The sequence below is a fragment of the Paenibacillus humicus NBRC 102415 genome (assembly GCF_004000905.1).
Classification (GTDB): Bacteria; Bacillota; Bacilli; order Paenibacillales; family Paenibacillaceae; genus Paenibacillus_O; species Paenibacillus_O humicus.
This window is the reverse complement of sequence record NZ_BIMD01000003.1, coordinates 203,423-226,473: the sequence shown is the minus strand read 5'-3', so window position 1 is coordinate 226,473 and position 23,051 is coordinate 203,423. Positions and strand designations below refer to the sequence as shown.

Here is a 23,051-nt window from a genome sequence, read left to right as displayed (position 1 = left end):
GCCCTCGCGACCGGCGCGCAGCACCGCATCGGCGAAGGCCGCCGCAGCGGCTTCGTCGATGCCGGCCGCCGACATGGCCAGCTCGGCGGCGACAGTGTTCGCATAAGCCGTCGTGTTCATGGCGGCTTTAGGCTCCGGCAGCGATGAGCTCGCGCATTTGCGCCGCCGCCGCTTTTTTGTCGTCCTGGCCCGTAATGCCGCCGCCGACGATGACCAGGTCAGGACCGGCAGCCACGACCTCCGGCAGAGTGGCCAGCTTGATTCCGCCGGCTACGGCCGTGCGCGCATTTTTCACGACGCTCTTGATCGTGCGCAGCTGCTCGAAGGAGTTTTTGCCCTCGGCCTGATGGTCGTAGCCTGCGTGCACGCAGATGTAGTCGACGCCCATGGCATCCACTTCGCGAGCCCGCTCCTCCAGATTCGTTACGTTGATCATGTCGACCATGATCTGCCTGCCTTGCTTGCGGCCTTCCTCGACAGCGCCTCGAATCGTGGCGTCGTCGGATACGCCTAGAATCGTCACGATGTCCGCTCCCGCCTCGGAAGCCTTCATGACCTCGTAGCCGCCTGCATCCATGACCTTCAGATCGGCAAGCACCCGCAGCTGCGGGAATGCTTCCTTCATCGCCTTGACGGCATGAAGGCCTTCATTGATGACGATCGGAGTACCTATTTCGACAATATCGATCGAGTCCGCCACCTCGGCGACGACTTTTATCGCTTCAGGAATATCGACGAGATCCAGTGCAAGTTGAAGTTCCATCTATTTCAACACTCCTTCGGAATGAAATGTCGGTTTTAGGCGATAAGCCGAATCAGGCTGCCCGCTCCCGCATGTCCTTCATTCTAGGATTTTAACGCACTTTTTGTAAGTAGGCACTTTGAAGTGGGATAGTTACTCTGGCGTAACCATGAGCTTCTGCGACTCGATAGACTTATAGCAACCTGGCCGCGTACAGCCATTCCGACATATCCAGCCATTCTGACCTCCGTTAGAAGAAACGGATAGAGCAAGCCTGACGGCAAGGTTGGTTCCGTCGCAAATGGGGGTCGGCAAGGATCGAAGACGGTAGGGTGGGGCCGGAAGGCAGGCGGCTGCAGGTTGGATTTGACCGGAAATTATTTGGATTTGCCGTAAATATAGCCTTCATATTGCATTCAATCATAGAGGGACAGCCACGACAATGAAGAATATGTCGAACAAAGTCATCAAAACACTTGACAGGTCATTTCCGGTTAATTAGTATTAGTTTAGAGTTATTACAAATAAATAATCATCCTCAGGAGGAACCATTCATGTCTCTAATTGGAACCGTAGTAAAGCCGTTCAATGCATCCGCTTTTCAAAAAGGAAAGTTCATCGAGGTTTCCGATGCCGACTTCAAAGGCAAATGGAGCGTCGTATGCTTCTACCCTGCCGACTTCACGTTCGTATGCCCGACTGAGCTCGGCGATCTGCAGGACCAATACGAGACGCTGAAATCGCTTGGCGTTGAAGTATACTCGGTATCCACGGACACTCACTTCACCCATAAAGCATGGCATGATACGACCGATACGATCGGCAAGATCGAGTACATCATGATCGGCGATCCTTCCCATACGATCTCCCGCAACTTCGACGTATTGATCGAAGCGGACGGCCTTGCTGACCGCGGCACGTTCATCATCGATCCGGACGGCGTCATTCAGACGGTTGAAATCAACGCCGGCGGCATTGGCCGCGATGCGAGCACCCTGATCAACAAGATCAAAGCCGCTCAATATGTGCGCAACAATCCAGGCGAAGTATGCCCGGCAAAATGGCAAGAAGGCGGCGCGACGCTCAAGCCTAGCCTTGATCTGGTCGGCAAAATCTAAGGAGCTGTTCCAATGGTATTATCCGAAGATATCAAGTCACAATTGAACCAATACCTTCAGCTTATGGAAGGCGATGTGCTGATCAAGGTCAGCGCGGCATCCGATCCCGTCTCAAAAGAGATGCTGGAGCTTATGGATGAAATCGTCGGCATGACGTCCAGAATTACGGTGGAAAAAGCCGAATTGCCCAGAACGCCGAGCTTCAGCGTCAACCGCATCGGCGAGGAAACCGGCGTTACGTTTGCCGGCATTCCTTTGGGCCACGAATTCACCTCCTTCGTATTGGCTTTGCTGCAAGTGAGCGGACGAGCCCCGAAAGTCGATCAAAGCGTGATCGACCAAATCAAAGGCATCAAAGGCGACTACCGATTCGAGTCGTTCATCAGCCTCAGCTGCCACAATTGCCCTGACGTCGTTCAGGCGCTGAACCTGATGAGCATCCTTAATCCGGGCATTTCGCATACGATGATCGACGGCTCCGCCTTCAAGGAAGAAGCGGAAAGCAGAGATGTCATGGCTGTTCCTTCCGTATTCTTGAATGGAGAATTTTTCGGAAGCGGCCGGATGACGATCGAGGAGATCCTCTCCAAGGTTGTCGAAGCTCCGGACGCCTCTGAATTCGACAACAAGGAGCCGTTCGACGTGCTTGTCGTCGGCGGCGGTCCTGCCGGCGCCAGCGCCGCCATCTATGCGGCGCGCAAGGGCATCCGTACCGGCATTGTCGCGGAGCGCTTCGGCGGCCAAGTGATGGACACGGTAGGCATCGAGAACTTCATCAGCGTGAAATATACCGAAGGTCCGAAGCTCGCCGCAAGCCTTGAAGAACATGTCAAAGAGTACCAGGTCGATGTGATGAAGCTTCAACGGGCCAAACGTCTGGAGAAGCGCGACTACATCGAGCTTGAGCTCGAAAACGGCGCCGTTCTGAAGAGCAAGACCGTCATCCTGTCGACGGGCGCCCGCTGGCGCAATGTCGGCGTGCCGGGCGAGGAAGAGTTCAAGAACAAAGGCGTAGCCTACTGCCCTCACTGCGACGGTCCTCTGTTCGCAGGCAAGCATGTAGCGGTCATCGGAGGAGGCAACTCCGGCATCGAAGCGGCGATCGACCTTGCCGGCATCGTCAGCCATGTGACGGTTCTCGAATACAATTCGGAGCTGAAAGCGGACGCCGTGCTGCAGGACCGCCTGTACAGCCTGCCTAACGTTACGGTGCTGAAGAACGTTCAGACCAAAGAGTTCACCGGAACGGACAAGCTGAACGGCGTTTCGTATATCGAACGCGAAACAGGCGAAGTCAAGCATATTGAGCTGCAGGGCGTATTCGTCCAGATCGGACTCGTACCGAACACGGACTGGCTCGGCGATGCCGTCGAGCGCACACACATGGGCGAGATTGTCGTCAACAACCACGGCGCGACGAGCTTGCCGGGTGTATACGCTGCCGGCGACTGCACGAACAGTCCGTTCAAGCAGATCATCATTTCGATGGGATCGGGCGCAAATGCCGCATTAGGCGCGTTTGACTATCTTATCCGCAATTAATGCAGCTATCGTTCAATAGGCCGCCTAACTACCTGATGGGTAGTTGGGCGGCTTTTATTTTCATTGGAATAGAGGGACGAAAAAAAGCCCTAACGGAAATGCTCTATGTCAATCTTGGGGAAAGCTACATGTAAACATAAATGTGAAATTGCCGATAACATAGGAGTTGATGGAAGGCATTCTTTCTAAAGATGGCTTTTGCGCAAATCTCCGCCTGAATCCGTTGAACCTGTGCAGGCTGTCGCCAAGGAATGTCCATCCGTGGTTGCCTTAGTTGTAATTTCCGAGATCGTGGTATAATTGCAGAGCTTATCCGTATGGTTTTGCGCCATCTAAATCAGACAGCAAAGAGGCTTAGAGTGAAGGTTATGCGATCCTACAAAAAAATCAAGCTCCGCCACATACTCAGCCTTCTGGTAATCAGTGCGATGTTCCTTACCGCGTCCGTCGGCGTTTATGCGGCTGTGCGCGCGAGCAGCGCCTCCCTTTCTTCGAGCTACCTGCAAAACAACGCTCAATATGCCAAGAAGCTTGCTTCCAATACCGAGGAGCTGCTTGATCTGATGCACAGCAACCTGGTGTCGCTGGCAGCGGTATCCTGGCGGAACAAGATCAATCAAAATGAGCTGGATACTTGGTTCCAAACCAATCAGCGCTACTTCAACTCCGTGTTTTTTGCCGACGCCAACCGGACGATCCAAGCCATCAGCCCGACGAATGTGGGCATCGGAGCCGGCACGAAGCTGACGTCGAGCGCCTCCGGACAGGCTGCTTCAGAGCGGACGGCGTTCATCTCCGATCCGTATGTAGGCGCCTCCGGCCGTCTTCTTGTGCTGATCTCGACGCCTGTATTCGACAAGGACGGGGAGTATGAAGGGTTTATCGGAGGCACCATCTATCTTCAAGAGGATAATGTGCTCAGCCGGCAGCTGAGCGAGCACTACTACGGCAACGGCTCGTACGTATACGTCGTGGACAAGCACGGCAGATTGATCTTCCACCCGAATCCCATTCGGATCAATGAATTCGTGAAAGGCAATGAAGTCATCGAACGGGTCAAGTCAGGAAACAGCGGCTACAAAACGATCGAAAATTCCGATGGCCAAAGCTATTTTGCCGGGTATGCCTATGAGCCCGACAGCGGTTGGGGAATTGTTTCCCAAACTCCAAAGACCATATTGGACGAGCCTATTCGAACGCTTGAAAAATCCATGATCCTCCAGGCGCTGCCGTTGTTCATTCTTATCCTGATCGCGGCGTTGTGGATTTCCAGACAAATTTCATCTCCGCTCTATAAGCTCGCCAGAATTTCGGAGGAAGCGGCCGTCTCTTCGCGGCATGTCCTTTCCGTGAACACCAGGCTGCGCGGAACGTACATCTACGAGGTTCAGCAGCTTGCTCAAAGTTTTGACAATTATGTCAAGGTCTTATCCGATGAAGCCCACCTGGACGGACTGACGCGGCTCTGGAACCGTAAAATGTTCGATCTTACGATCGCGGAATGGATCGACGAGGGGGCTCAATTCTCGTTGATTCTGCTTGATGTCGATCATTTCAAGCGGATCAACGATACATACGGACATGTCATGGGCGATCGGGTGCTTATCGAGCTGGCATCCCAGATTCGCGCGCTTGCCGGTGTTCGCGATGTTGCCTTCCGATATGGCGGCGAAGAATACGGCGTCCTTGTCAGAACCGCGGATGTCCATCTGGCCGAGCTGCTGGCCGAGCGGATCCGCGAAGAGATTGCCGCAGCGGCATTTGACCCTGTAGGCCGTCTGACGGTGTCCGTCGGGGTCGCTCATTGCAGCCCGGAATGGGGGTCGGCAAAGGAATTCATTCATAGGGCGGATATGGCGCTGTATCAATCCAAAGCCGGCGGGAGAAACCGTACGACCGTCCTCTAGCGCTGCAACAATAGGATCATGTGAATGCGAAAGGACCTGTCGTGAGACTGTCTTGAATAAATTGAGTCTGAGCGTGCCTTCAGCCGCTTGTACGAGCTATAAAACGTGAATCGCTTAAACGGAAAGCCGGATGATTCCGGCTTTTTTGCATGGGCGCTTTGCGGCTCCTCTGAATTCCTTGAACAGGCATAACCTGGCTGACATCCGCCGGACAGGAGGCTTTCTTTCCTCCTTTCATTCCATGGACGGTTTCGATCGAGGCGCGCTGTCTTTCTCAGTCCGTACGCAGGTTATTGATCGGATGAGTGCCATGATTGACTTGACAGGTTTGAGAGCGGAAGGTAAGATGATTTTAATCGTAATAATTACTATTATATTATGCGGGTAAGATCAGACTCGTTGGTATTCGAGTGAAATCATGAGCCCATGAACCCATGGAGGAGCCATAAAGGAGTTGAAGGAATGATACAGGAGATGGCGGAGAAAATTCCGGTGACCGTGCTCAGCGGTTATCTGGGCGCAGGAAAAACGACCGTATTGAATCATGTGCTCAACAACCGGGAGGGCCTTAGGGTCGCCGTGATCGTCAACGATTTGAGCGAGGTGAACATCGACGCGGAGCTGGTCCGGGACGGCGCAGGGCTGAGCCGCACGGAAGAAAAGCTCGTGGAGATGTCCAACGGCTGCATCTGCTGCACGCTGCGCGACGATCTGCTGCAGGAGGTCGAGCGCCTTGCCAAGGAGCAGAGATTTGATTATATCTTGATTGAGTCGACGGGGATCGGGGAGCCGCTTCCGGTCGCCCAAACCTTTACGTATGTCGATGAGGACCAGAATATCGACTTGTCCAAGCTTACCCGTCTGGACTGCATGGTGACGGTCGTGGACGCCTATCATTTCTGGCAGGATTTCAATACCCGGGAATTGCTGAAGGACCGCAGCCAGGAAGCGGGCGACGACGATACTCGGGGAGTGGTCCACCTGCTGACCGACCAGATCGAATTTTGCGATGTCCTGATTTTGAACAAATGCGATATGGTCGGCGCGGAGGAGCTCGACAAGCTGGAGAAGGCGCTGCGAGGCCTGCAGCCTGCGGCGAAAATCATTCGGACGAGCTATGGAAACGTAGATCCGAAGGCCATCCTGAATACGCATCTATTCGATTTTGACAAAGCGAGCCAATCCGCGGGCTGGATTCAGGAGCTGTTGAAGGAGGAGCATAAGCCGGAGACGGAGGAGTATGGAATCGGCTCGTTCGTCTACACCCGGAAAATCCCCTTCCATCCGGAGCGGCTGCTTCAGCAGCTCGCCAGCTGGCCTCAGGAAGTAATCCGCTCTAAAGGCGTCATGTGGATCGCCACTCGCAACCATACCGCTGTATCCTTCAGCCAGGCCGGCGTATCCCGGCAGCTGTCCCCTGCGGGGCTGTGGGTAGCCGCGTTGTCGGAGGAAGAGAGGTTCGCCTATTTCGGCAGCGATTTCCCCAAATCGCCGGATTGGGACGAGCAATGGGGAGATCGGGTAACCAAGCTCGTATTCATCGGCATCGGCCTCGACAAAGAGCGGATCAGCGGCTCCTTGGACCGGGCGCTTCTCACGGGAGAAGAAATGAAAAGCGTATGGCGTCATTTCAAAGACCCATTGCCGGCATTCCAGGCCGTATGAAGCAGAGCCTAATCCTACAGTCAGAGGAGTTCATTTCATGAGCAAGACAGCAGCGGCGAGCAGGCTTCCCCGTTCCAAGGGGACAGACATCGCTACCTATTATTCATCGAAGGATTGCGCCCGCAAAGTGAGGCGCATCGTGCTACAGGCCGAAAACAACCGCATTGTGGAGGAATTCATCCGGATCCTGGACATGAAGGAGAAATTCGAGGAGCATGACGTGCCTATTCCGAACAAGATCGTCATGTTCGGCCCGCCGGGAACGGGCAAGACGCTGACCGCCTTCTACATGGCGCAAAGGCTGAACATGCCTCTGCTTCTGGTCCGGCTGGATTCCGTCATCCACAGCCATCTGGGCGAGACGGCGACGAATCTCCGTAAAATATTCGATCATGCGCGGTCCAGCCCATGCGTGCTGTTTCTCGATGAGTTCGATGCCATAGCCCGGACCCGGGAAAACAATGATGAAGTGAAAGAAATGACCCGTGTCGTCAACACTCTCCTCCAGTGTCTGGATGAGTTCGACGGAAGCAGCGTATTCATGGCGGCAACCAATCTGGAGAAGGATCTGGACCGCGCCATCTGGCGCCGCTTCGATACGAAGATGAGGTACGACAGCCCGAACCGAGCTTCGCGGGAGGCGTATTTGAGCCAGCTGCTGGGCGATTTCCCCGGAGGGGAAGAGCTTCTGGAGCCAGCCTCGCAGATGCTGGAAGGATGCAGCTTTGCCGATATGGAGCAGATCGTGCTCAAAGCCAAGCGCAAGGCGATCATTGAGGAGGCATCGATCTCCCTGCCGATGCTTCAGGATTCCTATGCGGAATATAAGCCGAGGCTGCTTGAGCGGCTTGAAGCCGGACAGGAGCGTTCGCTTCGCGCGGGGGGATGGAAATGAAAGGCATCACACGGCTTGAGGGGAGACCAGCCCGCTTTCGCAGGGCAGGATGATCGTCTTTTCTTCGAGATGATCGTCTGATATACTGAAAAAGTAAAAATTACGATTAAAGGAGAATGATCATGGCGAAGAAATCCAAGGTCGTAAAAGAGCTAAAGCGACAGGCTTTGGTTGCAAAATATGCCGAGCTTCGGAAAAAGCTGAAAGAAGAGGGCAATTACGAAGCTCTGGCCAAGCTGCCGCGCGATTCTTCCCCAACCCGGCTGCATAACCGCTGTGCCATGACCGGCAGGCCGCATGCCTATCTGAGGAAGTTCAAAGTATCCCGGATCGCCTTCAGGGAGCTGGCTTACAAGGGGCATATTCCAGGCGTCAAAAAGGCCAGCTGGTAATTCCGCGCCATGGCGGCCATTGAACGGGATGAATTCAGCCGGTATCGGATCGGCAGGCTGCTGGACGGATACATCCAGCTCAAAGTTCCCGGCAGCATGCGCCGAGACATCCGGCTGGCCTACTGCTGGGAAGAGAACGGTCTAACGCTCAGCGAGCTGAGGCCCGCCCTCCCTGAATCGGGATGGCATAGCAAGGATATCGTCCATTTTCGGCTGAACAACGGCAAATGGGCGGTATGCATGAAAAGAAAAGGAGCTTGGAGCGAAGTCCCGATGATTCCTCTGCACGGCGATTTCGAGCATCAGCTCGAACAGGTGGAGCTCGACCGGCATGGATTGTTTTGGGGTGAATGAGTCTCTTTGGAACGGCTTCAAATAGTAAATATTACTTGTATTCTAAGCGAGCATGGAACACTTTCAGTGATCGTAAAGCACAAGGAGGAAAAGGGAAATGAGAGTCACAGTTACGCTTGCCTGCACGGAATCCGGGGACCGCAATTATACGACGACCAAAAACAAAAGGAACAACCCGGAACGGCTCGAGCTCCGCAAATACTGTCCGCGTCTGAAGAAGGTGACGCTTCACCGGGAGACGCGGTAAGGAAGCAGACGAACAAGCAGCCGGCTGAAGCTGCCTGTCTGGCCATGCCGGCGAACGTAAAGACTTTCCCTTTCTTGCATCGAAAGGGAAAAGTCTTTTTTTGTATGCTGAGGATTCTTCCTGTGCCTCTAGCGTCATGAGAACCGGGATAGGTTCATAGAATGGAAGAAAGGATCAGAGAGTTAGAGAGGGATGCTGGATGGACCATCACCATGTGGCCAAGCGCAGGCTGGGCCGTCTATTTCTCGTGTATTTCATCTTTTCTTCCACATGCACCATCATCTTGTTCCATCTTCTTGCCCTGCCGGTCATGCCGTTCAAGCAAATGCCGGCCTTGCTTGGGAAGCGCACGGCGTCCGAACAGGCTCTTGCCGGCAATCGGACAAGCCTTGCGGCAACTGGCGGCGGAAGAGAGCTTCCATCCCGGTCGCCTGCGCAAGCTTCCGCTTCGGAAGGCGACGATATCTTTCCTGTCGGCCCGCTTGCCGGAGGCGCGATCGATCATGTGGACGACATGGTCCCCAACAGACAAGCGTTCAGCTCCGGGAATGTCAAAGTCAATATGACCTGGGAAGCCGTCTACGGCAAATCTCCCGATCCGGAGCGGCTTCCGGAGCTGGACGGGGTCAATGTGGTGAGTCCGACCTGGTTCGAGCTCGCCAACGGAGCCGGGGATATAAGCAGCAAAGCGGATCTGGACTATGTCCGGTGGGCGAAGGAGCGCAGCCTCCAGATCTGGGCGATGTTCAGCAACGGATTCGAGCCGATCCGGACGTCAAAGGCGTTGTCGACGAAAAAGTCGCGGGAACATATGATCAAGCAGCTGCTTCAATACGCGGAATCGTATGACCTGCAAGGAATCAACTTTGATTTTGAAAACGTGAAAACGGAGGATGGGAAAAACTTCGTTCAGTTCATCAAGGAAGCGGCGCCGCTTCTTCACGAACGGAACCTCGTCGTATCTGTCGACGTCACCCCGAAGTCGGACAGCGAATACTGGTCCTTGTTCCTCGACCGGCCGGCCTTGGTTCCCTATGTGGATTTCATGATGCTGATGGCCTATGACGAGCATTGGGCTTCCAGCCCGAAATCCGGTTCGGTGTCTTCCCTCCCCTGGGTGAGGCGGTCGGTCGAACGGCTGCTGGACGAAGATGGCATTCCGCCGTCTAAAATCGTTCTCAGCATGCCTCTGTATACTCGAATCTGGACGGAGACGCCGAAGAGCTCGGGAGGGAGCAAGGTCACTTCCAAAGCGCTTGGAATGAAAAAGGCGGCCGAGCTGGTGGCCGCCCGCAAGCTGACTCCCGCGTATGACCGGAAAACCGGGCAGAATTACGTGGAGTATCGGGAGGACGGGCAATTGAAACGGATTTGGCTGGAAGACAGCACTTCCATCAAAGCAAGAGTTGCGATAGCGAAAGAATACGGGCTGGCAGGCGTTGCTACCTGGAGCCGCTCGTTCATGGACAGCGGAATATGGAATGTCATCAAAAAGGAACTGGAATGACCCTTTTCTAAACAGAGGCGGAAACGGTTGCCGGAGCCAGAATAGGATGCCGCCCGGTCGTCTCAATGATTCCGCCCCATGCCTATATACCCGCCAAGCTTTCTCAGCAAGCCTCCTGTCCGAAAGTGGACGGGAGGTTTGCTTTGATGCGATTTCAATCTGGATCGTGGAATCGCTTGACAATACCTCAGCAATCCAATAGGATTTAAAACATAACTGACTGACTAGTCAATCGGGTGAGGTGAAGAAACATCTTGAACGAAGACAAGGATTCGCAGGCCGGCAGCGAGCGGCGCAGGCGCTTCATGGAAATCGCCCTGAGACGGTTCGCGAAGGACGGTTACCATGTCACGAAAATTTCCGATATCGTTGCCGAAGCCGGCGTGGCGCAAGGAACCTTCTACTGGCATTTCAAGAGCAAGGAAGCGATTGCGCTGGAGATCGTGCAAGACGGACGCCGTCAGCTGCTGGAAGTCATCGCGCAAGGCTACCGCCGGGAGGCGGGCACGGTGCAGGACATGGTGCAAGTATCGGAAGCTCTGCTTGCCAGGCTGTTCCTGTTTGCGGAATCCAACCGGGACCTTATGGAGATGCTGCTCGGCGGCAGCGGCGCCATTGAACCGATCCGTCAAGAGATCGCGGAGACGCGGGCTGCGATGGAGAGGGCCTTCCTGCAAAATATCCGCCGGGCGATCGAGCTTGGAATGCTGCCTGCCGCAATCGATGCCGAAGTGCGGGCCGCCCTCATCATGAGCTTGATCGAAGGCGTCATTGCGCGCTGGCTGTTCGGCTTGAACGCGCCGGGGAGCGGGATCGGCTCCAGGACAGCGGAGCAGCTGGCGTCCGAGACGGCCAGATTCGAATTTTTCGGGCTGCTCGGCATTTAACGGGCCGGCAGCGGAATGATCCGGTCAGAGCCGGACACCATAATAAAAAAAGGATAGGGAGAGAAATCCAATGCGGAAGAAATCGCTTTACCTCGCTGTATCCATCCTCATGCTGCTCGCCTTTGCGCTGGCCGGATGCGGAGCGAAAACGAACGACAATGCCCAGAATACCGCAAGCCCGGCTCCTGCCGGCGAATCCGGAAGCAACGCGCCAGCGGAAGGAGACGACAACCTCCTCGCTCAAGTGAAGGCGGCCGGCGTGCTGAAAGTAGGGCTCATGGGCACCTACGCGCCTTATAATTTCCTGAACGAGAACAAGGAAATCGACGGCTTCGACGCAGACATCGCCAAGGATGTCGCCAAGCGCCTTGGAGTGAAGGCGGAATTCGCGCCTCAAGACTTCTCCGGCCTGATTCCGAGCCTGCAGGCAAGCAAGATCGATGTCATCATCAGCCAGGTGACCATAACCGACGAGCGCAAGCAGCAGATCGACTTCACTCAGCCTTACATTACGAACCAAGTGAAGATCATCGTCCGCGAAAGCAACGACTCCATTACGAAGCTGGAGGATTTCAAAGGCAAAAATATCGGCGTCGGCCTCGGTACGAACGATGAAGCCTACCTGCGCAATGAAGTGCTGCCCCAAGTAGGCAAGTTCAATATCAAAACCTACGACGATGTCATCACCTCCCTCCAGGACCTCAATGCCGGCCGGATCGACGCCACGATCAACAATCTGTACGCCTTGAAGCCGATCGTGGACAAGAACGGGTACAAGGTGAAGGCGGTCGGAGAAGCGATCAAATCCGATTCCGCCGGGATCGCCGTACGCAAGAACAATCCGGAATTTCTGGCGGCGCTGGATCAAGCTCTGACGGATATGAAGTCCGACGGAACGTACACGACCATCTTCAAGAAATGGTTCGGCGAGGAGCCTGCCTCCAAATAAGAAGCAGGGTTGCTGAGGGCTGTGGCGCATGAGCGTCATGGCCCTATGCGATATCCAACGGATCAAAAGGAGCTTCGAGCGTTCATGAATCTGCTATGGGATAACGGCCTCTTCTTGTTGAAGGGCGCCTATTATACGCTGCTGATTACCGTCGTAGCGATGTTTTTCGGCCTGCTGATCGGCATCGTCGTTGCGCTTGCCCGGCTGAAGGGGAATTTGCCGGTCCGCTGGCTGGCGCGAGCATACGTCTCCGTCGTTCGCGGCACGCCCGCATTCGTTCAAATTCTTATCGTTTATTATGGGCTTGTTGATTACGGCATTACGCTTGGACCGCTGACAGCCGCCTATGTGGCGTTAAGCATCAATGTCGGCGCCTATTTGTCGGAGACGTTCCGGGGGGCGATTCTGGCCATACCGAAGGGGCAGACCGAAGCAGCCTATGCGACGGGCATGACCCCCTGGCAAGCTTTGAGAAGAATCATATTTCCGCAAGCGGCCCGGGTGGCGATCGCCCCGATGGGCAACACGTTCATCGGCATGCTCAAGGAGACGTCGCTCGTCTCCGTCATTACCGTAACCGAGCTGCTGCGTTCCGCTCAACTGCTGGTCGCCCAGTATTATGTGTACATGCCGTTTTACCTGGGCGTAGCGGCGATGTACTGGGTGATGAGCACTCTGTTCTCGGCCATTCTCGAAGCGATCGAGAAGCGGCTGTCCAAAGTCTATTGAGAGAGGAGGAGCGAACCGAATGATGATTCAGACGAACGGGCTGTCGAAATCCTTTGGCGGAACGGAAGTGTTGAAAACCATCGATCTTCAGGTTGCGGCGAAGGAAATCGTCGTTCTTCTCGGACCGAGCGGCTCCGGCAAAAGCACGCTGCTGCGCTGTCTCAACGGGCTCGAGGAGCTCAGCGGCGGTTCGGTGGAAGTGAACGGCGTCCGCGTGGCTTCGGATATGCCGGCGAGGAAGAAGAGCGCGGGCTTCCGGGAGATCCGGCGCAACGCAGGAATGGTTTTTCAGCAGTTCAATCTGTATCCCCATAAGACGGCTTTGGGCAATGTCATCGAGTCGCTGCTTACCGTCAAGAAGCTGCCGCGGGCGGAAGCCGAGCGCATCGGCTATCGGCTGCTGGAGCGGGTAGGCCTGGCGGCCAAAAAGGACGAATACCCTTCCCGGCTGTCGGGCGGACAGCAGCAGCGCGTCGCCATCGCCCGCGCGCTTGCGATGGAGCCGTCCGTCATGCTGTTCGACGAGCCGACATCGGCGCTCGATCCGGAGCTGGTCGGCGAAGTGCTGGAAGTGATGCGGCAGCTGGCTCAGGAGGGGATGACGATGGTCGTCGTCACCCACGAGATGAAGTTCGCCCGGCAGGTGGCCAACCGGGTTGTATTCATGGACGGAGGCATCATTGTCGAGGAACAGGAGCCGGAGTCGTTCTTCCGCAGTCCAGAGTCCGATCGGGCTCGTAAATTCCTGAATCAGCTCAGCGAGCATTAAGGGGCAACACCACTACTTTCACGAGAAAGCGGGTATGTGAAATGAAAGTCATGACCACTTGGAACGGCCGGCGGGCGTTTACTTCCGTCGGAGATTCCGGTTATCCGGTCGGAATGGACGCGACGCCGCTGTATGGCGGCGAGGGCAAGGGCGCTACGCCGATGGAGCTGCTGCTGGCCGGCCTCGCCGGATGCATCGGCATCGACGTCACGATGATCCTCAACCATTACCTCGATTCCATCCAGCGAATGGAGATCGAGGCCGATGGAGCCCGCAAGGAGGAAGCTCCGACCGGCTTCACCGCAATCGAGCTTACCTTCCGCGTGGACGGAGACATATCGGCCGTCCGGGTGTGGAAAGCGATCGAGATGGGCAGCAAGAAGTATTGCGCGGTGTCCGACTCGCTCAAGGCCGACATCAGCTACAAGCTTGTGCTGAACGGGGTCGAAGCCGCCAAGCCTTGAATATAGAGATTCTGGAAGCCGCAAGCCGCCCTAAGTCGGGAGCTTGCGGCTTTTCCGCATGCCGGGGCTTTACAGGAGCGGGACCCGGCATCCGCCCTGGATGGGAACCATTGAGCGGGATAGCCTCTCCTTGTCGGGAGAAACTAATCGGGCCGTACCTGAACAAGGCTGCGGACACCATTGGACTATACTGGAGGAAACCGAATGAAAAAGCCCTGGAAAGTGCTTGCTGCCGGTATCGTAATCAGTACGGCTTTGGCCGGATGCGGAACGCACCATGGTGAGCTCGGCAACAAAAACATCCGCAACAATGCGGCCGGCAACTACAATCTGCTCAGCAAGCGCTTTGCCGATGACGGCATGAACGAAATGAACCGCGTGAAGGGCTACCAGCAAAACGGGAACAACATCGTCGGCAATCATCAAAATTATCATTTGTCCACGAACAAGAAGCTGTCGGATGAGCTGAATAAATTGCCGGGCGTGCGGACGGCCCACGTCTTCACGACGGACAAGAACGCTTATGTCGCCATCGGGCTTGACGGGCACAGCGTGACCGGCTTGACCTCGACGGGCCGTACGGCCCAAGGCTACAGCGACGGCAAAGGCATCGTCGGCGGGATGGAACGGATGGGAGCCGATATCGGAAGCGGCGTCCGCAGCCTCGCGAACGACGTCGGCATGGGAGCCCGTGCGCTGACGAACGACGTCGGCATGGGAGCCCGTACGCTGACGAACGACGTCAAGCGCGGCGCCCGGGATTTGACCGGAGGCGTCATCGGCCAGTCCAATTACGGCACATTCATGGACCGCCCCGGATCCAACGGGTACAGCTCGTATACGAACGGCTTCAACGCCTACGGCACGGGAGCATCCACGAACAACCGCGGCCATATGATGAACGGCCTGTCCGACAACAACAACCGGTACATGGACCGGGAGCTGACGAGCGAGTTCAAGGCGAAGGTCGCCGATATCGTGCACAAGAACCATCCGGGCATCCAGAATGTATACGTATCTGCGAATCCGGACTTCTTCAGCCGGATGCAAGGCTACGCCAACGACGTGAAGCAAGGCCATCCGATCAAGGGCTTCGTGGCCGAGTTCAATGCCATGGTGGAGCGGGTGTTCCCGGCCGAATCGGCCAGCAACTCCTCCTACAAGGGCATGAGCACGAACACCAACATGAATAATGGAACGCGCGGAAGCAAAAACGAGCATCTGTTCCAATAACGTCCGAAGGCCGCCGCAAGGCGGCCTTTTGACTTGGCTGAACGGACCGGGCGCCAGTCCTAGCAATTGACAAATTTCGCTGCGGTGATCAGTATGGAGGTACATACTACCCATTTTTCTAGCAGTCCTGCAGGAGGCGTCCATGTACAAAGTCATGCTGGTGGATGACGAAGCCGTCGTCCGGGAAGGCTTAAGGAACATCATCGATTGGCCCCGCCACGGGTTCGAGCTGGCGGGCGATTTCACCAACGGACGGGATGCGCTTGAAGCCATCGAGACGCTGAGGCCCGACCTGGTTTTGACGGATATCAACATGCCGTTCATGAACGGCCTCGAGCTGAGCGAGAACATTCTGCAGCGTTATCCCTATATCAAGATCATTATCCTTACCGGATACGATCAGTTCGAATATGCGCAGCAGGCTCTCCGCCTCAAGGTCCACGACTTCATCCTCAAGCCGATCACGGCCAGCGAGACGAGAGCGCTGCTGGACAAGGTCCATGCGGAGATGGAGGAGGAGAAGCGCAGGGGCGAGGATGTCGGCAGGCTGTACAGCCAGCTCAACCAGAGCCTGCCGCTGCTGCGGGAGCGGTTTCTGGAGCGGCTGGCCGCCACGGGGGCGGGAGCGCGGAACATGGCCGAGCGCCTGGCCTACTTCGGCATACCGGCTCTCCAGCCTCCCTATCTGATCACCTTGTACGACTACGATGGAGCCTCGAGGCATTCCGATGCTTCCGAGCAGGATGTGGAGCTGCTTCATTTCGCCGGCTTCAACATCATCGAAGAAATCATCTCCAGGGAGGGCGGAGTCGTCTTCCGGACTCGCGAGGACCGGATCGCCGCCCTGATCGGAGGCCAGCCGGAAAGCCTGCTGCATGAGCTGGCGCTGCGGACCGCCGAGGAGGCGCGCCATCATATCGAGCGGTATCTGGGCTATACGGTCACGGCTGCCATCGGGCGAGCCGCCGCAGGACCGCAAGATCTTCCCGATTCGTACAAAAGCGCCTCGGCCGCGCTTGATTACCGGTTTCAATACGGCAAAAACCGGGTGCTCAGCATTCTTGACCTGGAAGGCAAGGAAACGGCGCCCGCATCGGTCAGCCTCGAGTGGAGCCGCCTGCTTGCCGGGACGATCCGCACCGGTTCCGCGGCCGAGATCCGCAGCCTCATCGGGCCGTTCATCGCGGGACTGAAGCAATCCCATGCGCCGCTGGACGTATGCTACCTGCAGATCCAGAAGGTCATCGTCCTGCTCATGAACACGATGCAGGAGATGGGCATCGACGAGACGCGCATCGTCAGCAGGCACCGGATGCTGTTCTCGGAGCTGTACAGGCTCGGCACCTTGGACGAGGTCGGCCAATGGCTCGAGGAAATCGCGGTCGGAGCGATCGAGACCGTATCCGACAACCGGAGCCAGACGATGCGCAATCAGATCGGACAGGCGATCGCGTATATCGAGGAGCATTACGCCGACGAGCGCATCACGCTGCAGGACATATGCCGGCATGTCTTGATGAGCACGAGTTATTTCAGCACGGTGTTCAAGCAGCAGACGGGCGAAACATTCGTGGAATACCTGACCCGGATCCGCATCGGCAAGGCCAAGGAGCTTGTATGCAACACTCCTCTCAAGCTGTATGAAATCGCTGCCAAGGTCGGTTACGCCGATCCGAACTACTTCAGCATCTCCTTCAAGAAGCATACCGGCCTTACGCCGCGCGAATACCGGGAGAAATCAAGGGAGCAGCCATGAGAGGCAGGCGCTTTCTGGATTATTATCCCAAGACGATCCATGCCGCCATCTCGACGGCATTCTCCCTGCTTATCCTGGCGGCCATCGCCGTCACCAGCCTGATCAGCTACAACGTCTCGGAGGATGCGGTCATCAGCAATTCGGAAGCCTACATGGGAGAGATCATTACCCAGGTCAACAACAACATCCAGTCCTATATCGACAATATGGAGAACATCTCCCTCATTATTTTCACCAACAAGGACGTCAAGTATTATATTTCGAGCAATCCGTTCATCAGCCGCGAAGAGGTGCGCTCCTATCAGAAGAACATTTCGGACCTGTTCCAGTCCTTGCTGTACACCCGCAAGGATATCGCCTCGATCATGGTATTCGGGTACAACGGCAGGGTGGTGTCCGACCGGAGGCTGACCCAGCTCAATCCGAACGTGCCGCCCCAGGACCAGGACTGGTACAAGCAGGCGGTGAAGGAAGGCGGAAGGTCCGTCATTTCTCCGCCCCATGTCCAGAATGTCCTGCAAGGGGAATACAGCTGGGTCGTCTCCTTGAGCCGGGAGCTCAAAAGCATCAACGGCATGACCGGCCAGGGCGTCGCGTTGGTCGATCTCAAGCTGAACGTCATCAACGACATCTGCCGCAACGTGAAGCTCGGCCAGCGCGGCTACGTCTTCATCGTCGACAGCAGCGGGAACATCGTCTATCATCCGCAGCAGCAGCTCATCTACAGCAAGCTCCGCACGGAGCAGATCGGCCGCGTCATGGCCTCCGAGCAAGGAAGCTTCGTGGACAAGGACAGCGGCCGCATCTATACGATCCACGATACGAGCTTCGGCTGGAAGATCGTCGGCGTGGCCTATCAGGACGAGCTGATTTCCAATCCGTCCGCGATGCGGAATTCATTCCTGCTGTGGGCGGCTGCCGGCCTGGCCGTCACCCTCATCATTTCCTTCATCATCTCGCATCGGATCACCCGCCCGATCCGGCGGCTGCAAGCCGTCATGAGGCAGGTGGAGCGGGGAGACTTCGACGTGCGGGCGGAGGTCGGGCAGGCGGGCGAGGTCGGCCAGCTCGGCCGCGCCTTCAACATGATGGTCGGCCAGACCCGCAGGCTGCTGGACGAGAGGGTCCAGACCGAGAAGATCAAACGGCGGACGGAGCTCAGGCTTCTTCAGTCCCAGATCAATCCGCATTTCCTGTACAACACGCTGGACTCGATCATATGGATGGCCGAGCAGCGGAAGAACGAGGAAGTGGTGTTGATGACATCGGCTCTGGCCAAGCTGTTCCGGGCCAGCATCGCCAAGGACGACGAGCTGGTCCCGATCCGGGTGGAGGTGGAGCATATCGACAGCTATCTCCAGATCCAGAAGATGCGCTACCGCGACAAGCTCGATTATGCCATCGACGTTCCGAGGGAGCTCCATGCCTTCAAAACGCCGAGAATCCTGCTGCAGCCGTTCGTGGAGAACGCGATTTATCATGGAATCAAAAATTTGCCGGAGGGAGGCATGATCGCCATCTCCGCCCGGCAGGCGGACAACGGCATCGAATTCCGGGTGTCCGACAACGGCCAGGGCATGTCCGAGGAAACGATCAAGCTGATCATGGGCGCCGTCCGCAGGGATTCGGACCGGGATCATATCGGGGTGAGCAACGTCAACGAACGGATCGAGCTCGCCTTCGGCTCCGACTACGGCGTCTCCATCGAAAGCGAGCCGGGCGAAGGCACGACCGTCGCGATCAAGATTCCGCAAGTGCGCTGAGGAGGAGGCAATCATGAGAACCAAACGGCTGTGGCTGCCGCTTCTGCTGCTCGGATTCGTCGTCCTGGTCGTCTGGACGGGGCTGGGCCGGGGCGAGGCGTCTCCGCAGGACAACCGGATTGCAATCATTATGAAGACGACCGACGCCAACTCCCATTATTGGCAGACGGTGCGCTCGGGAGCTTTGGCCGCAGCCAAGGAGCTGGAGGTTGCGCTGGAGCTGTCCGGACCGCTGCGCAGCATCGACTCCGACGAGCAGGCGCGGCTGCTGGAAAAAGCGATTGAGCAGCGGCCGCGGGCCATTGTGCTCGCTCCGATCGACGAGGATGCGCTGGCGCCTCAGCTGGAGGAGATCTCCCGTCTGGGCATCAGGCTCATCATCATGGATACGCCTCTCCTGCATCACCGGGCGGACAGCTATGTATCCAGCGACCATGTCGAGGAGGGCAGGGAAGCGGCGGGCATCCTCGCTCCCGGACGCAAAACAAGGCCGGTCTACGCCTTTTTGACCAGCGACGAGAAGTCCCCGGTAGCCATGCAGCGCAGGAACGGGGTTCTGGAAGCACTTCCGGCCGGCTCGGCCTACAACCTCGGCATGATCAATGTCGGCAAATCCGAGGAACAGGCGTACCGGACCGTGAAGTCGCTGACGGTCGCCTATCCGGGGATGAACGGCATTATCGCGCTTACCGACATCGGCGTGGCCGGCGCGGCCAAGGCATTGAAGGAAACCGGTCTCAGCGGCAGCGTCAAGCTTATCGGGTTCGACAGCTCCGTTCCCGAGATCCAGCTGCTCGAGCAGGGAGCCATGCATGCCCTGATCGTACAAAACCCATTCAACATGGGATTTCTCGGCGTGCAGGCGGCGCTTGATTCTTCCGGCGGAAGCGCGACAGTCGACATTCCTTCCGCCACGATTACCCGGGCCAACATGTATGCGCCGGAAAACCAGAAGCTGTTGTTTCCTTTCGTCTATTAAGAATAGTCCGAAACGAGTTGAACCGAGATGAAGACGCCCCAATGGCGCCGCAGCTGCTTCCGGGCAGCCGCGGCCTGCGCGGCCTCCGCGCTGCTTCTCGCTTCCGGCTGCTCCGGAAAGCAGAATGCGTCCGAGGTGAAGGAGCCTGAAGAGAAGCGGGCTTTGATCAAATTCGTCACCTCCGAATACAGCACGTCGACCAAGCCGATTCTCGACGGCATCGTCAGCCGGTTCGAATCGGAGCATCCCGATATCGACGTCGAGCTCCAGGTCGTCAATTGGGACATCCTGGACGGGGTCTACACAAATATGCTGGCCCAGAACGAGCCTCCGGACCTGCTGAATACGAATTTCTACTCGCACTTCGCCAAGCGGGGCTTGCTCAATGACATGGCCGATATTCTGCCGGAATCCTTCCGGTCGAATCTGTATCCCTTCCTGCTGGAGAAGGACCGCTACAACGGCGTTCAATACGCGATTCCTTATGTCGCTTCCGTGAGAAGCCTATATTACAACAAGGCTTTGTTCTCGCAGGCCGGCATTTCGGGGCCGCCGCATACGTGGGAGCAGCTTGCGGATGACGCCCGGAAGATCCGCCAATATACTCCGGCCCGAGGATTCGGGATCGACATGACCGACAACGAGATCCATGCCAATCTGTCCTATTTTTTCATAGGCGCGGGAGGCGGCTGGCTGAAGGACGGCAAGTGGGCGATCAATCAGCCGGCCAACGTGGAGGGGCTGGAATTCCTCAAGAAGATCTATGACGAAGGCTTGACGGACGAGGAGCCGACGGTGACGACCCGCGACGAGAAGCAGCGCATTCTCGGGGACGACGGACTCGCCATGATGATATCGGGCAACTACTTCAGCTCCGTCGTGCCCAAGGAGTTCCCCGGACTGCAGTGGGGATCGGGTCCGATTCCGGTCAAGGAGGGACAGCCTCCGATGACCTTCGGCGTCCACGACGTGCTGATCTCCTTCAAGACCGCCCATACGGACAAGCAGGCGCTCTCTCAATTCATCCAATTCCTCTACGGCGACGAGCAGTACGTCAGCATGGTGGAGCAGGAGGGCTTCGTTCCGGTCACACGCTCGGCCGGCGATGCGATGTCGGCAGCCGATGCCGCCATGAGAGCGGATCTGCATGCTCTGGCCAGCGCGCAGTTCATCCCGATCGAAAAGCCGGCTTGGGCGAGGGTGATGGATACGGCGCGCAAGCTCGGCAGCGCCGTCCTGTCGGGCCGTTATACGCCCAAAGCCGCTCTCGACGAGCTGCAGAGAGTCGCGCTGGAAGCGGATCGGGAAACCGGATAGCGATTCGGCCGATAATTTCAATGTTAGCTGGATCAAGCTCCAACCATACCTGGAATCAAGCCCCTCAAAAGGGGCTTTTTTTCGTTTTCAGAATCAATATTCATTTTTCCATCAAAATTTTGAATGAAAAAATCATAAAATACTAATGGATTTACGGAAGATATTCAATGGAGAGGAAGCCCTGTTCCCGTTAGTATACAGATAAGCACCTGAAGCAAAGGAAGATGGCACCGAGATCCGGGTGCGGGGAACGTTCCAATTTGGGAGGGGTTATGCTAGATGACTTTCACGGTAAAGAAAACGGCGGCAACCGCAATGGCTGTCGCGATGTCCCTGGCCGTACTGGCCGGCTGCGGCAGTAACAACAATAACGGCAACACGGCGTCAAGCGCTTCTCCTGAGCCGACGGCAAGCGCGCCGGCCGACAATTCGGCCGCCAATGCAGCGGGCAACACAGGCGGCGACGCCCCCGCGACGACCGGTCTGAAGGGCACGTTCGAGATCCAGTACTTCGTCGGCGGTTACGGCGACAAGTGGTGGAAGCAAGTCATCGCCGATTTCCAGAAAGCGAACCCGGACCTGAAAATCGTCGAAGACGCAGGCCCGCAAATCAATACGCAGAACAAGCCGAAGTGGATCGCGGGCACGCCTCCGGACTTCGTCTACATCGACGGACCTGAGCTCAACGACCGCCAGCTGGCGGAAGACGGGCAGCTCGAGGATCTCACCGACTGGATCAAGGACGCCAAAAACGTCGACGGCGTCAAAATCCTCGACCTGCTCGCGCAGCAGCCTCCTTCCTACGACGGCAAGACGTACAACATTCCGCTCGTCCTGAACTCATGGGGCGTGTTCTACAACAAAGCCCTGTTCGAGAAGAACAGCTGGACGGAGCCTACGGACTGGGATTCCTTCATCGCCACTTCCGAGAAGATCAAGGCTGCCGGCACGACGCCGTTTATCCATACGGGCAAATACCCTTACTACATCAACGGCGCCATCCTGTACCCGGCCATCGTATCGGCGAACAACGACGACTACAAGCTGCTCCAGGATATGGGCGACAGCAAGGTCGAAGCGTTCAAGAGCCCGGCCGTCCTGGAAGCTCTGAACAAAATCGTCGAGTTGCGCGACAAGGGCTTCATCGACAAAACGTCCATCTCCATCAACCATACGGATTCGCAAATGCTGTTCCTGCAAAACAAGGACGCCTTCATTCCGAACGGCCTCTGGCTGCCTAACGAAATGTCCAAGGACGTTCCGGCCGACTTCAAATTCGGCTTCATTCCTTCCGTAACGCAAAAAGCCGGCGGAAAAGTCGTGGCCAACACGTCCACGTCCACCGTCGCCATCTCCAAAAACGGCAAAAACAAGGAAGCGGCAAAAGCGTTCCTGCAGTTCATCTTCTCGCAATCCCAAGCATCCAAGTTCGCCGAGCTGAGCGGCGCTCCTTCCAACATCAAGGGCGACATCAGCGCTTCCAACGCTCCTGACTTCGTCAAGCAAGCGGCGGCTTACCTGACGAGCGACAACACGGTCGTCGTGCCGACGGTCACGTTCAACGCCGACGTCGACAAGGCGATGCAGGATGCGACCGACGCCCTCACGATCGGCAAGATCGATCCTCAAGGCTGGGTCGACCGCGTTGTGAAAGTCGTGGAAAAAGTAAAAAAATAACCGAGCAAAACAAGGACGCACTTGCCCAAGCTTGCGGAATAATCGTGAAGAAACGATAGTGTTCGCCTTTGAAGACGGGTTTCCTTCCGATGAGTCCAGTTCAGGGAAACCCGGCTTCAACAGCGATCGGAACGATTATCCGCCGGCAGAGGCGACATT

Annotated in this window: 21 protein-coding genes; 20 read left to right on the top strand and 1 reads right to left on the bottom strand. The window is 56.6% G+C overall.

The features are described from left to right. Positions 1 to 127 precede the first annotated feature (127 nt). Complete coding sequence (gene hxlA, locus PHU01S_RS04085; RefSeq protein ID WP_127506292.1) at positions 128 to 763, bottom strand: 3-hexulose-6-phosphate synthase; 636 nt, start codon at positions 761 to 763, stop codon at positions 128 to 130. Between the two features lie 533 nt (positions 764 to 1,296). On the opposite strand from hxlA, the gene ahpC reads away from it, so the two are divergent. The 20 genes from ahpC (at position 1,297) to PHU01S_RS03985 (ending at position 22,892) form a co-directional block, all read left to right on the top strand. Further along, positions 1,297 to 1,860: an alkyl hydroperoxide reductase subunit C gene (gene ahpC / locus PHU01S_RS04080; protein ID WP_048743873.1), complete on the top strand. Its 564-nt coding sequence runs from the start codon at positions 1,297 to 1,299 to the stop codon at positions 1,858 to 1,860. Positions 1,861 to 1,872: 12 nt separating this feature from the next. Beyond that, positions 1,873 to 3,402 (top strand): alkyl hydroperoxide reductase subunit F, encoded by a 1,530-nt coding sequence (gene ahpF, locus PHU01S_RS04075; RefSeq protein ID WP_127506290.1) that lies wholly within the window; start codon positions 1,873 to 1,875, stop codon positions 3,400 to 3,402. 368 nt (positions 3,403 to 3,770) lie between these two features. After that, a complete protein-coding gene (locus PHU01S_RS04070) occupies positions 3,771 to 5,309 on the top strand; it encodes a sensor domain-containing diguanylate cyclase (RefSeq protein WP_127506314.1) in 1,539 nt (512 codons plus the stop codon). Between the two features lie 462 nt (positions 5,310 to 5,771). Beyond that, complete coding sequence (locus PHU01S_RS04065; protein ID WP_127506287.1) at positions 5,772 to 6,974, top strand: GTP-binding protein; 1,203 nt, start codon at positions 5,772 to 5,774, stop codon at positions 6,972 to 6,974. 37 nt (positions 6,975 to 7,011) lie between these two features. Further along, positions 7,012 to 7,869, top strand: a complete 858-nt coding sequence (locus tag PHU01S_RS04060; protein WP_127506285.1) for an AAA family ATPase — start codon at positions 7,012 to 7,014, stop codon at positions 7,867 to 7,869. A 122-nt stretch (positions 7,870 to 7,991) separates the two neighbouring features. Further along, on the top strand, positions 7,992 to 8,261 hold the full coding sequence (rpsN, locus tag PHU01S_RS04055; RefSeq protein WP_048743869.1) for a 30S ribosomal protein S14: 270 nt from the start codon (positions 7,992 to 7,994) through the stop codon (positions 8,259 to 8,261). 9 nt (positions 8,262 to 8,270) lie between these two features. Beyond that, positions 8,271 to 8,615, top strand: coding sequence for a DUF3024 domain-containing protein (locus tag PHU01S_RS04050; protein ID WP_021879595.1), 345 nt, complete (start codon positions 8,271 to 8,273; stop codon positions 8,613 to 8,615). Positions 8,616 to 8,712: 97 nt separating this feature from the next. After that, complete coding sequence (rpmG, locus tag PHU01S_RS04045; protein ID WP_127506283.1) at positions 8,713 to 8,862, top strand: 50S ribosomal protein L33; 150 nt, start codon at positions 8,713 to 8,715, stop codon at positions 8,860 to 8,862. A 199-nt stretch (positions 8,863 to 9,061) separates the two neighbouring features. Further along, the gene (locus PHU01S_RS04040; protein ID WP_021879593.1) at positions 9,062 to 10,369 is read left to right on the top strand and encodes a glycosyl hydrolase family 18 protein; all 1,308 of its coding nucleotides are present in this window, start codon (positions 9,062 to 9,064) and stop codon (positions 10,367 to 10,369) included. Between the two features lie 305 nt (positions 10,370 to 10,674). After that, on the top strand, positions 10,675 to 11,256 hold the full coding sequence (locus tag PHU01S_RS04035) for a TetR/AcrR family transcriptional regulator (protein ID WP_084781749.1): 582 nt from the start codon (positions 10,675 to 10,677) through the stop codon (positions 11,254 to 11,256). A gap of 70 nt (positions 11,257 to 11,326) precedes the next feature. Continuing rightward, positions 11,327 to 12,205: a transporter substrate-binding domain-containing protein gene (locus tag PHU01S_RS04030; RefSeq protein WP_048743865.1), complete on the top strand. Its 879-nt coding sequence runs from the start codon at positions 11,327 to 11,329 to the stop codon at positions 12,203 to 12,205. A gap of 84 nt (positions 12,206 to 12,289) precedes the next feature. After that, entirely contained in the window at positions 12,290 to 12,934 is a 645-nt protein-coding gene (locus tag PHU01S_RS04025) for an amino acid ABC transporter permease (protein WP_048743864.1), read from the top strand. A gap of 19 nt (positions 12,935 to 12,953) precedes the next feature. Further along, the gene (locus PHU01S_RS04020; protein WP_373864517.1) at positions 12,954 to 13,703 is read left to right on the top strand and encodes an amino acid ABC transporter ATP-binding protein; all 750 of its coding nucleotides are present in this window, start codon (positions 12,954 to 12,956) and stop codon (positions 13,701 to 13,703) included. 41 nt (positions 13,704 to 13,744) lie between these two features. Beyond that, positions 13,745 to 14,167, top strand: a complete 423-nt coding sequence (locus tag PHU01S_RS04015; RefSeq protein ID WP_049869498.1) for an OsmC family protein — start codon at positions 13,745 to 13,747, stop codon at positions 14,165 to 14,167. A 204-nt stretch (positions 14,168 to 14,371) separates the two neighbouring features. Further along, positions 14,372 to 15,400, top strand: a complete 1,029-nt coding sequence (locus PHU01S_RS04010) for a YhcN/YlaJ family sporulation lipoprotein (RefSeq protein ID WP_048743861.1) — start codon at positions 14,372 to 14,374, stop codon at positions 15,398 to 15,400. A gap of 142 nt (positions 15,401 to 15,542) precedes the next feature. After that, positions 15,543 to 17,156 carry a response regulator transcription factor gene (locus tag PHU01S_RS04005; RefSeq protein WP_049869499.1) on the top strand — a complete coding sequence of 538 codons (1,614 nt, stop codon included), beginning with the start codon at positions 15,543 to 15,545 and terminating at the stop codon, positions 17,154 to 17,156. Next, positions 17,153 to 18,919 carry a cache domain-containing sensor histidine kinase gene (locus PHU01S_RS04000; RefSeq protein WP_048743858.1) on the top strand — a complete coding sequence of 589 codons (1,767 nt, stop codon included), beginning with the start codon at positions 17,153 to 17,155 and terminating at the stop codon, positions 18,917 to 18,919. The genes PHU01S_RS04005 and PHU01S_RS04000 overlap by 4 nt, the downstream gene beginning before the upstream one ends. 13 nt (positions 18,920 to 18,932) lie before the next feature. Further along, positions 18,933 to 19,898, top strand: coding sequence for a substrate-binding domain-containing protein (locus tag PHU01S_RS03995; protein ID WP_049869501.1), 966 nt, complete (start codon positions 18,933 to 18,935; stop codon positions 19,896 to 19,898). A 27-nt stretch (positions 19,899 to 19,925) separates the two neighbouring features. Next, positions 19,926 to 21,215: an extracellular solute-binding protein gene (locus tag PHU01S_RS03990; RefSeq protein ID WP_021877572.1), complete on the top strand. Its 1,290-nt coding sequence runs from the start codon at positions 19,926 to 19,928 to the stop codon at positions 21,213 to 21,215. 279 nt (positions 21,216 to 21,494) lie between these two features. Then, complete coding sequence (locus PHU01S_RS03985) at positions 21,495 to 22,892, top strand: ABC transporter substrate-binding protein (protein ID WP_084781660.1); 1,398 nt, start codon at positions 21,495 to 21,497, stop codon at positions 22,890 to 22,892. Positions 22,893 to 23,051: the final 159 nt, after the last annotated feature.

Coding starts and splice junctions, on each gene's coding strand:
- hxlA (WP_127506292.1), bottom strand. CDS start 763: ATGGAACTTCAACTTGCACTGGATCTCGTCGATATTCCTGAAGCGATA.
- ahpC (WP_048743873.1), top strand. CDS start 1,297: ATGTCTCTAATTGGAACCGTAGTAAAGCCGTTCAATGCATCCGCTTTT.
- ahpF (WP_127506290.1), top strand. CDS start 1,873: ATGGTATTATCCGAAGATATCAAGTCACAATTGAACCAATACCTTCAG.
- PHU01S_RS04070 (WP_127506314.1), top strand. CDS start 3,771: ATGCGATCCTACAAAAAAATCAAGCTCCGCCACATACTCAGCCTTCTG.
- PHU01S_RS04065 (WP_127506287.1), top strand. CDS start 5,772: ATGATACAGGAGATGGCGGAGAAAATTCCGGTGACCGTGCTCAGCGGT.
- PHU01S_RS04060 (WP_127506285.1), top strand. CDS start 7,012: ATGAGCAAGACAGCAGCGGCGAGCAGGCTTCCCCGTTCCAAGGGGACA.
- rpsN (WP_048743869.1), top strand. CDS start 7,992: ATGGCGAAGAAATCCAAGGTCGTAAAAGAGCTAAAGCGACAGGCTTTG.
- PHU01S_RS04050 (WP_021879595.1), top strand. CDS start 8,271: ATGGCGGCCATTGAACGGGATGAATTCAGCCGGTATCGGATCGGCAGG.
- rpmG (WP_127506283.1), top strand. CDS start 8,713: ATGAGAGTCACAGTTACGCTTGCCTGCACGGAATCCGGGGACCGCAAT.
- PHU01S_RS04040 (WP_021879593.1), top strand. CDS start 9,062: ATGGACCATCACCATGTGGCCAAGCGCAGGCTGGGCCGTCTATTTCTC.
- PHU01S_RS04035 (WP_084781749.1), top strand. CDS start 10,675: ATGGAAATCGCCCTGAGACGGTTCGCGAAGGACGGTTACCATGTCACG.
- PHU01S_RS04030 (WP_048743865.1), top strand. CDS start 11,327: ATGCGGAAGAAATCGCTTTACCTCGCTGTATCCATCCTCATGCTGCTC.
- PHU01S_RS04025 (WP_048743864.1), top strand. CDS start 12,290: ATGAATCTGCTATGGGATAACGGCCTCTTCTTGTTGAAGGGCGCCTAT.
- PHU01S_RS04020 (WP_373864517.1), top strand. CDS start 12,954: ATGATGATTCAGACGAACGGGCTGTCGAAATCCTTTGGCGGAACGGAA.
- PHU01S_RS04015 (WP_049869498.1), top strand. CDS start 13,745: ATGAAAGTCATGACCACTTGGAACGGCCGGCGGGCGTTTACTTCCGTC.
- PHU01S_RS04010 (WP_048743861.1), top strand. CDS start 14,372: ATGAAAAAGCCCTGGAAAGTGCTTGCTGCCGGTATCGTAATCAGTACG.
- PHU01S_RS04005 (WP_049869499.1), top strand. CDS start 15,543: ATGTACAAAGTCATGCTGGTGGATGACGAAGCCGTCGTCCGGGAAGGC.
- PHU01S_RS04000 (WP_048743858.1), top strand. CDS start 17,153: ATGAGAGGCAGGCGCTTTCTGGATTATTATCCCAAGACGATCCATGCC.
- PHU01S_RS03995 (WP_049869501.1), top strand. CDS start 18,933: ATGAGAACCAAACGGCTGTGGCTGCCGCTTCTGCTGCTCGGATTCGTC.
- PHU01S_RS03990 (WP_021877572.1), top strand. CDS start 19,926: ATGAAGACGCCCCAATGGCGCCGCAGCTGCTTCCGGGCAGCCGCGGCC.
- PHU01S_RS03985 (WP_084781660.1), top strand. CDS start 21,495: ATGACTTTCACGGTAAAGAAAACGGCGGCAACCGCAATGGCTGTCGCG.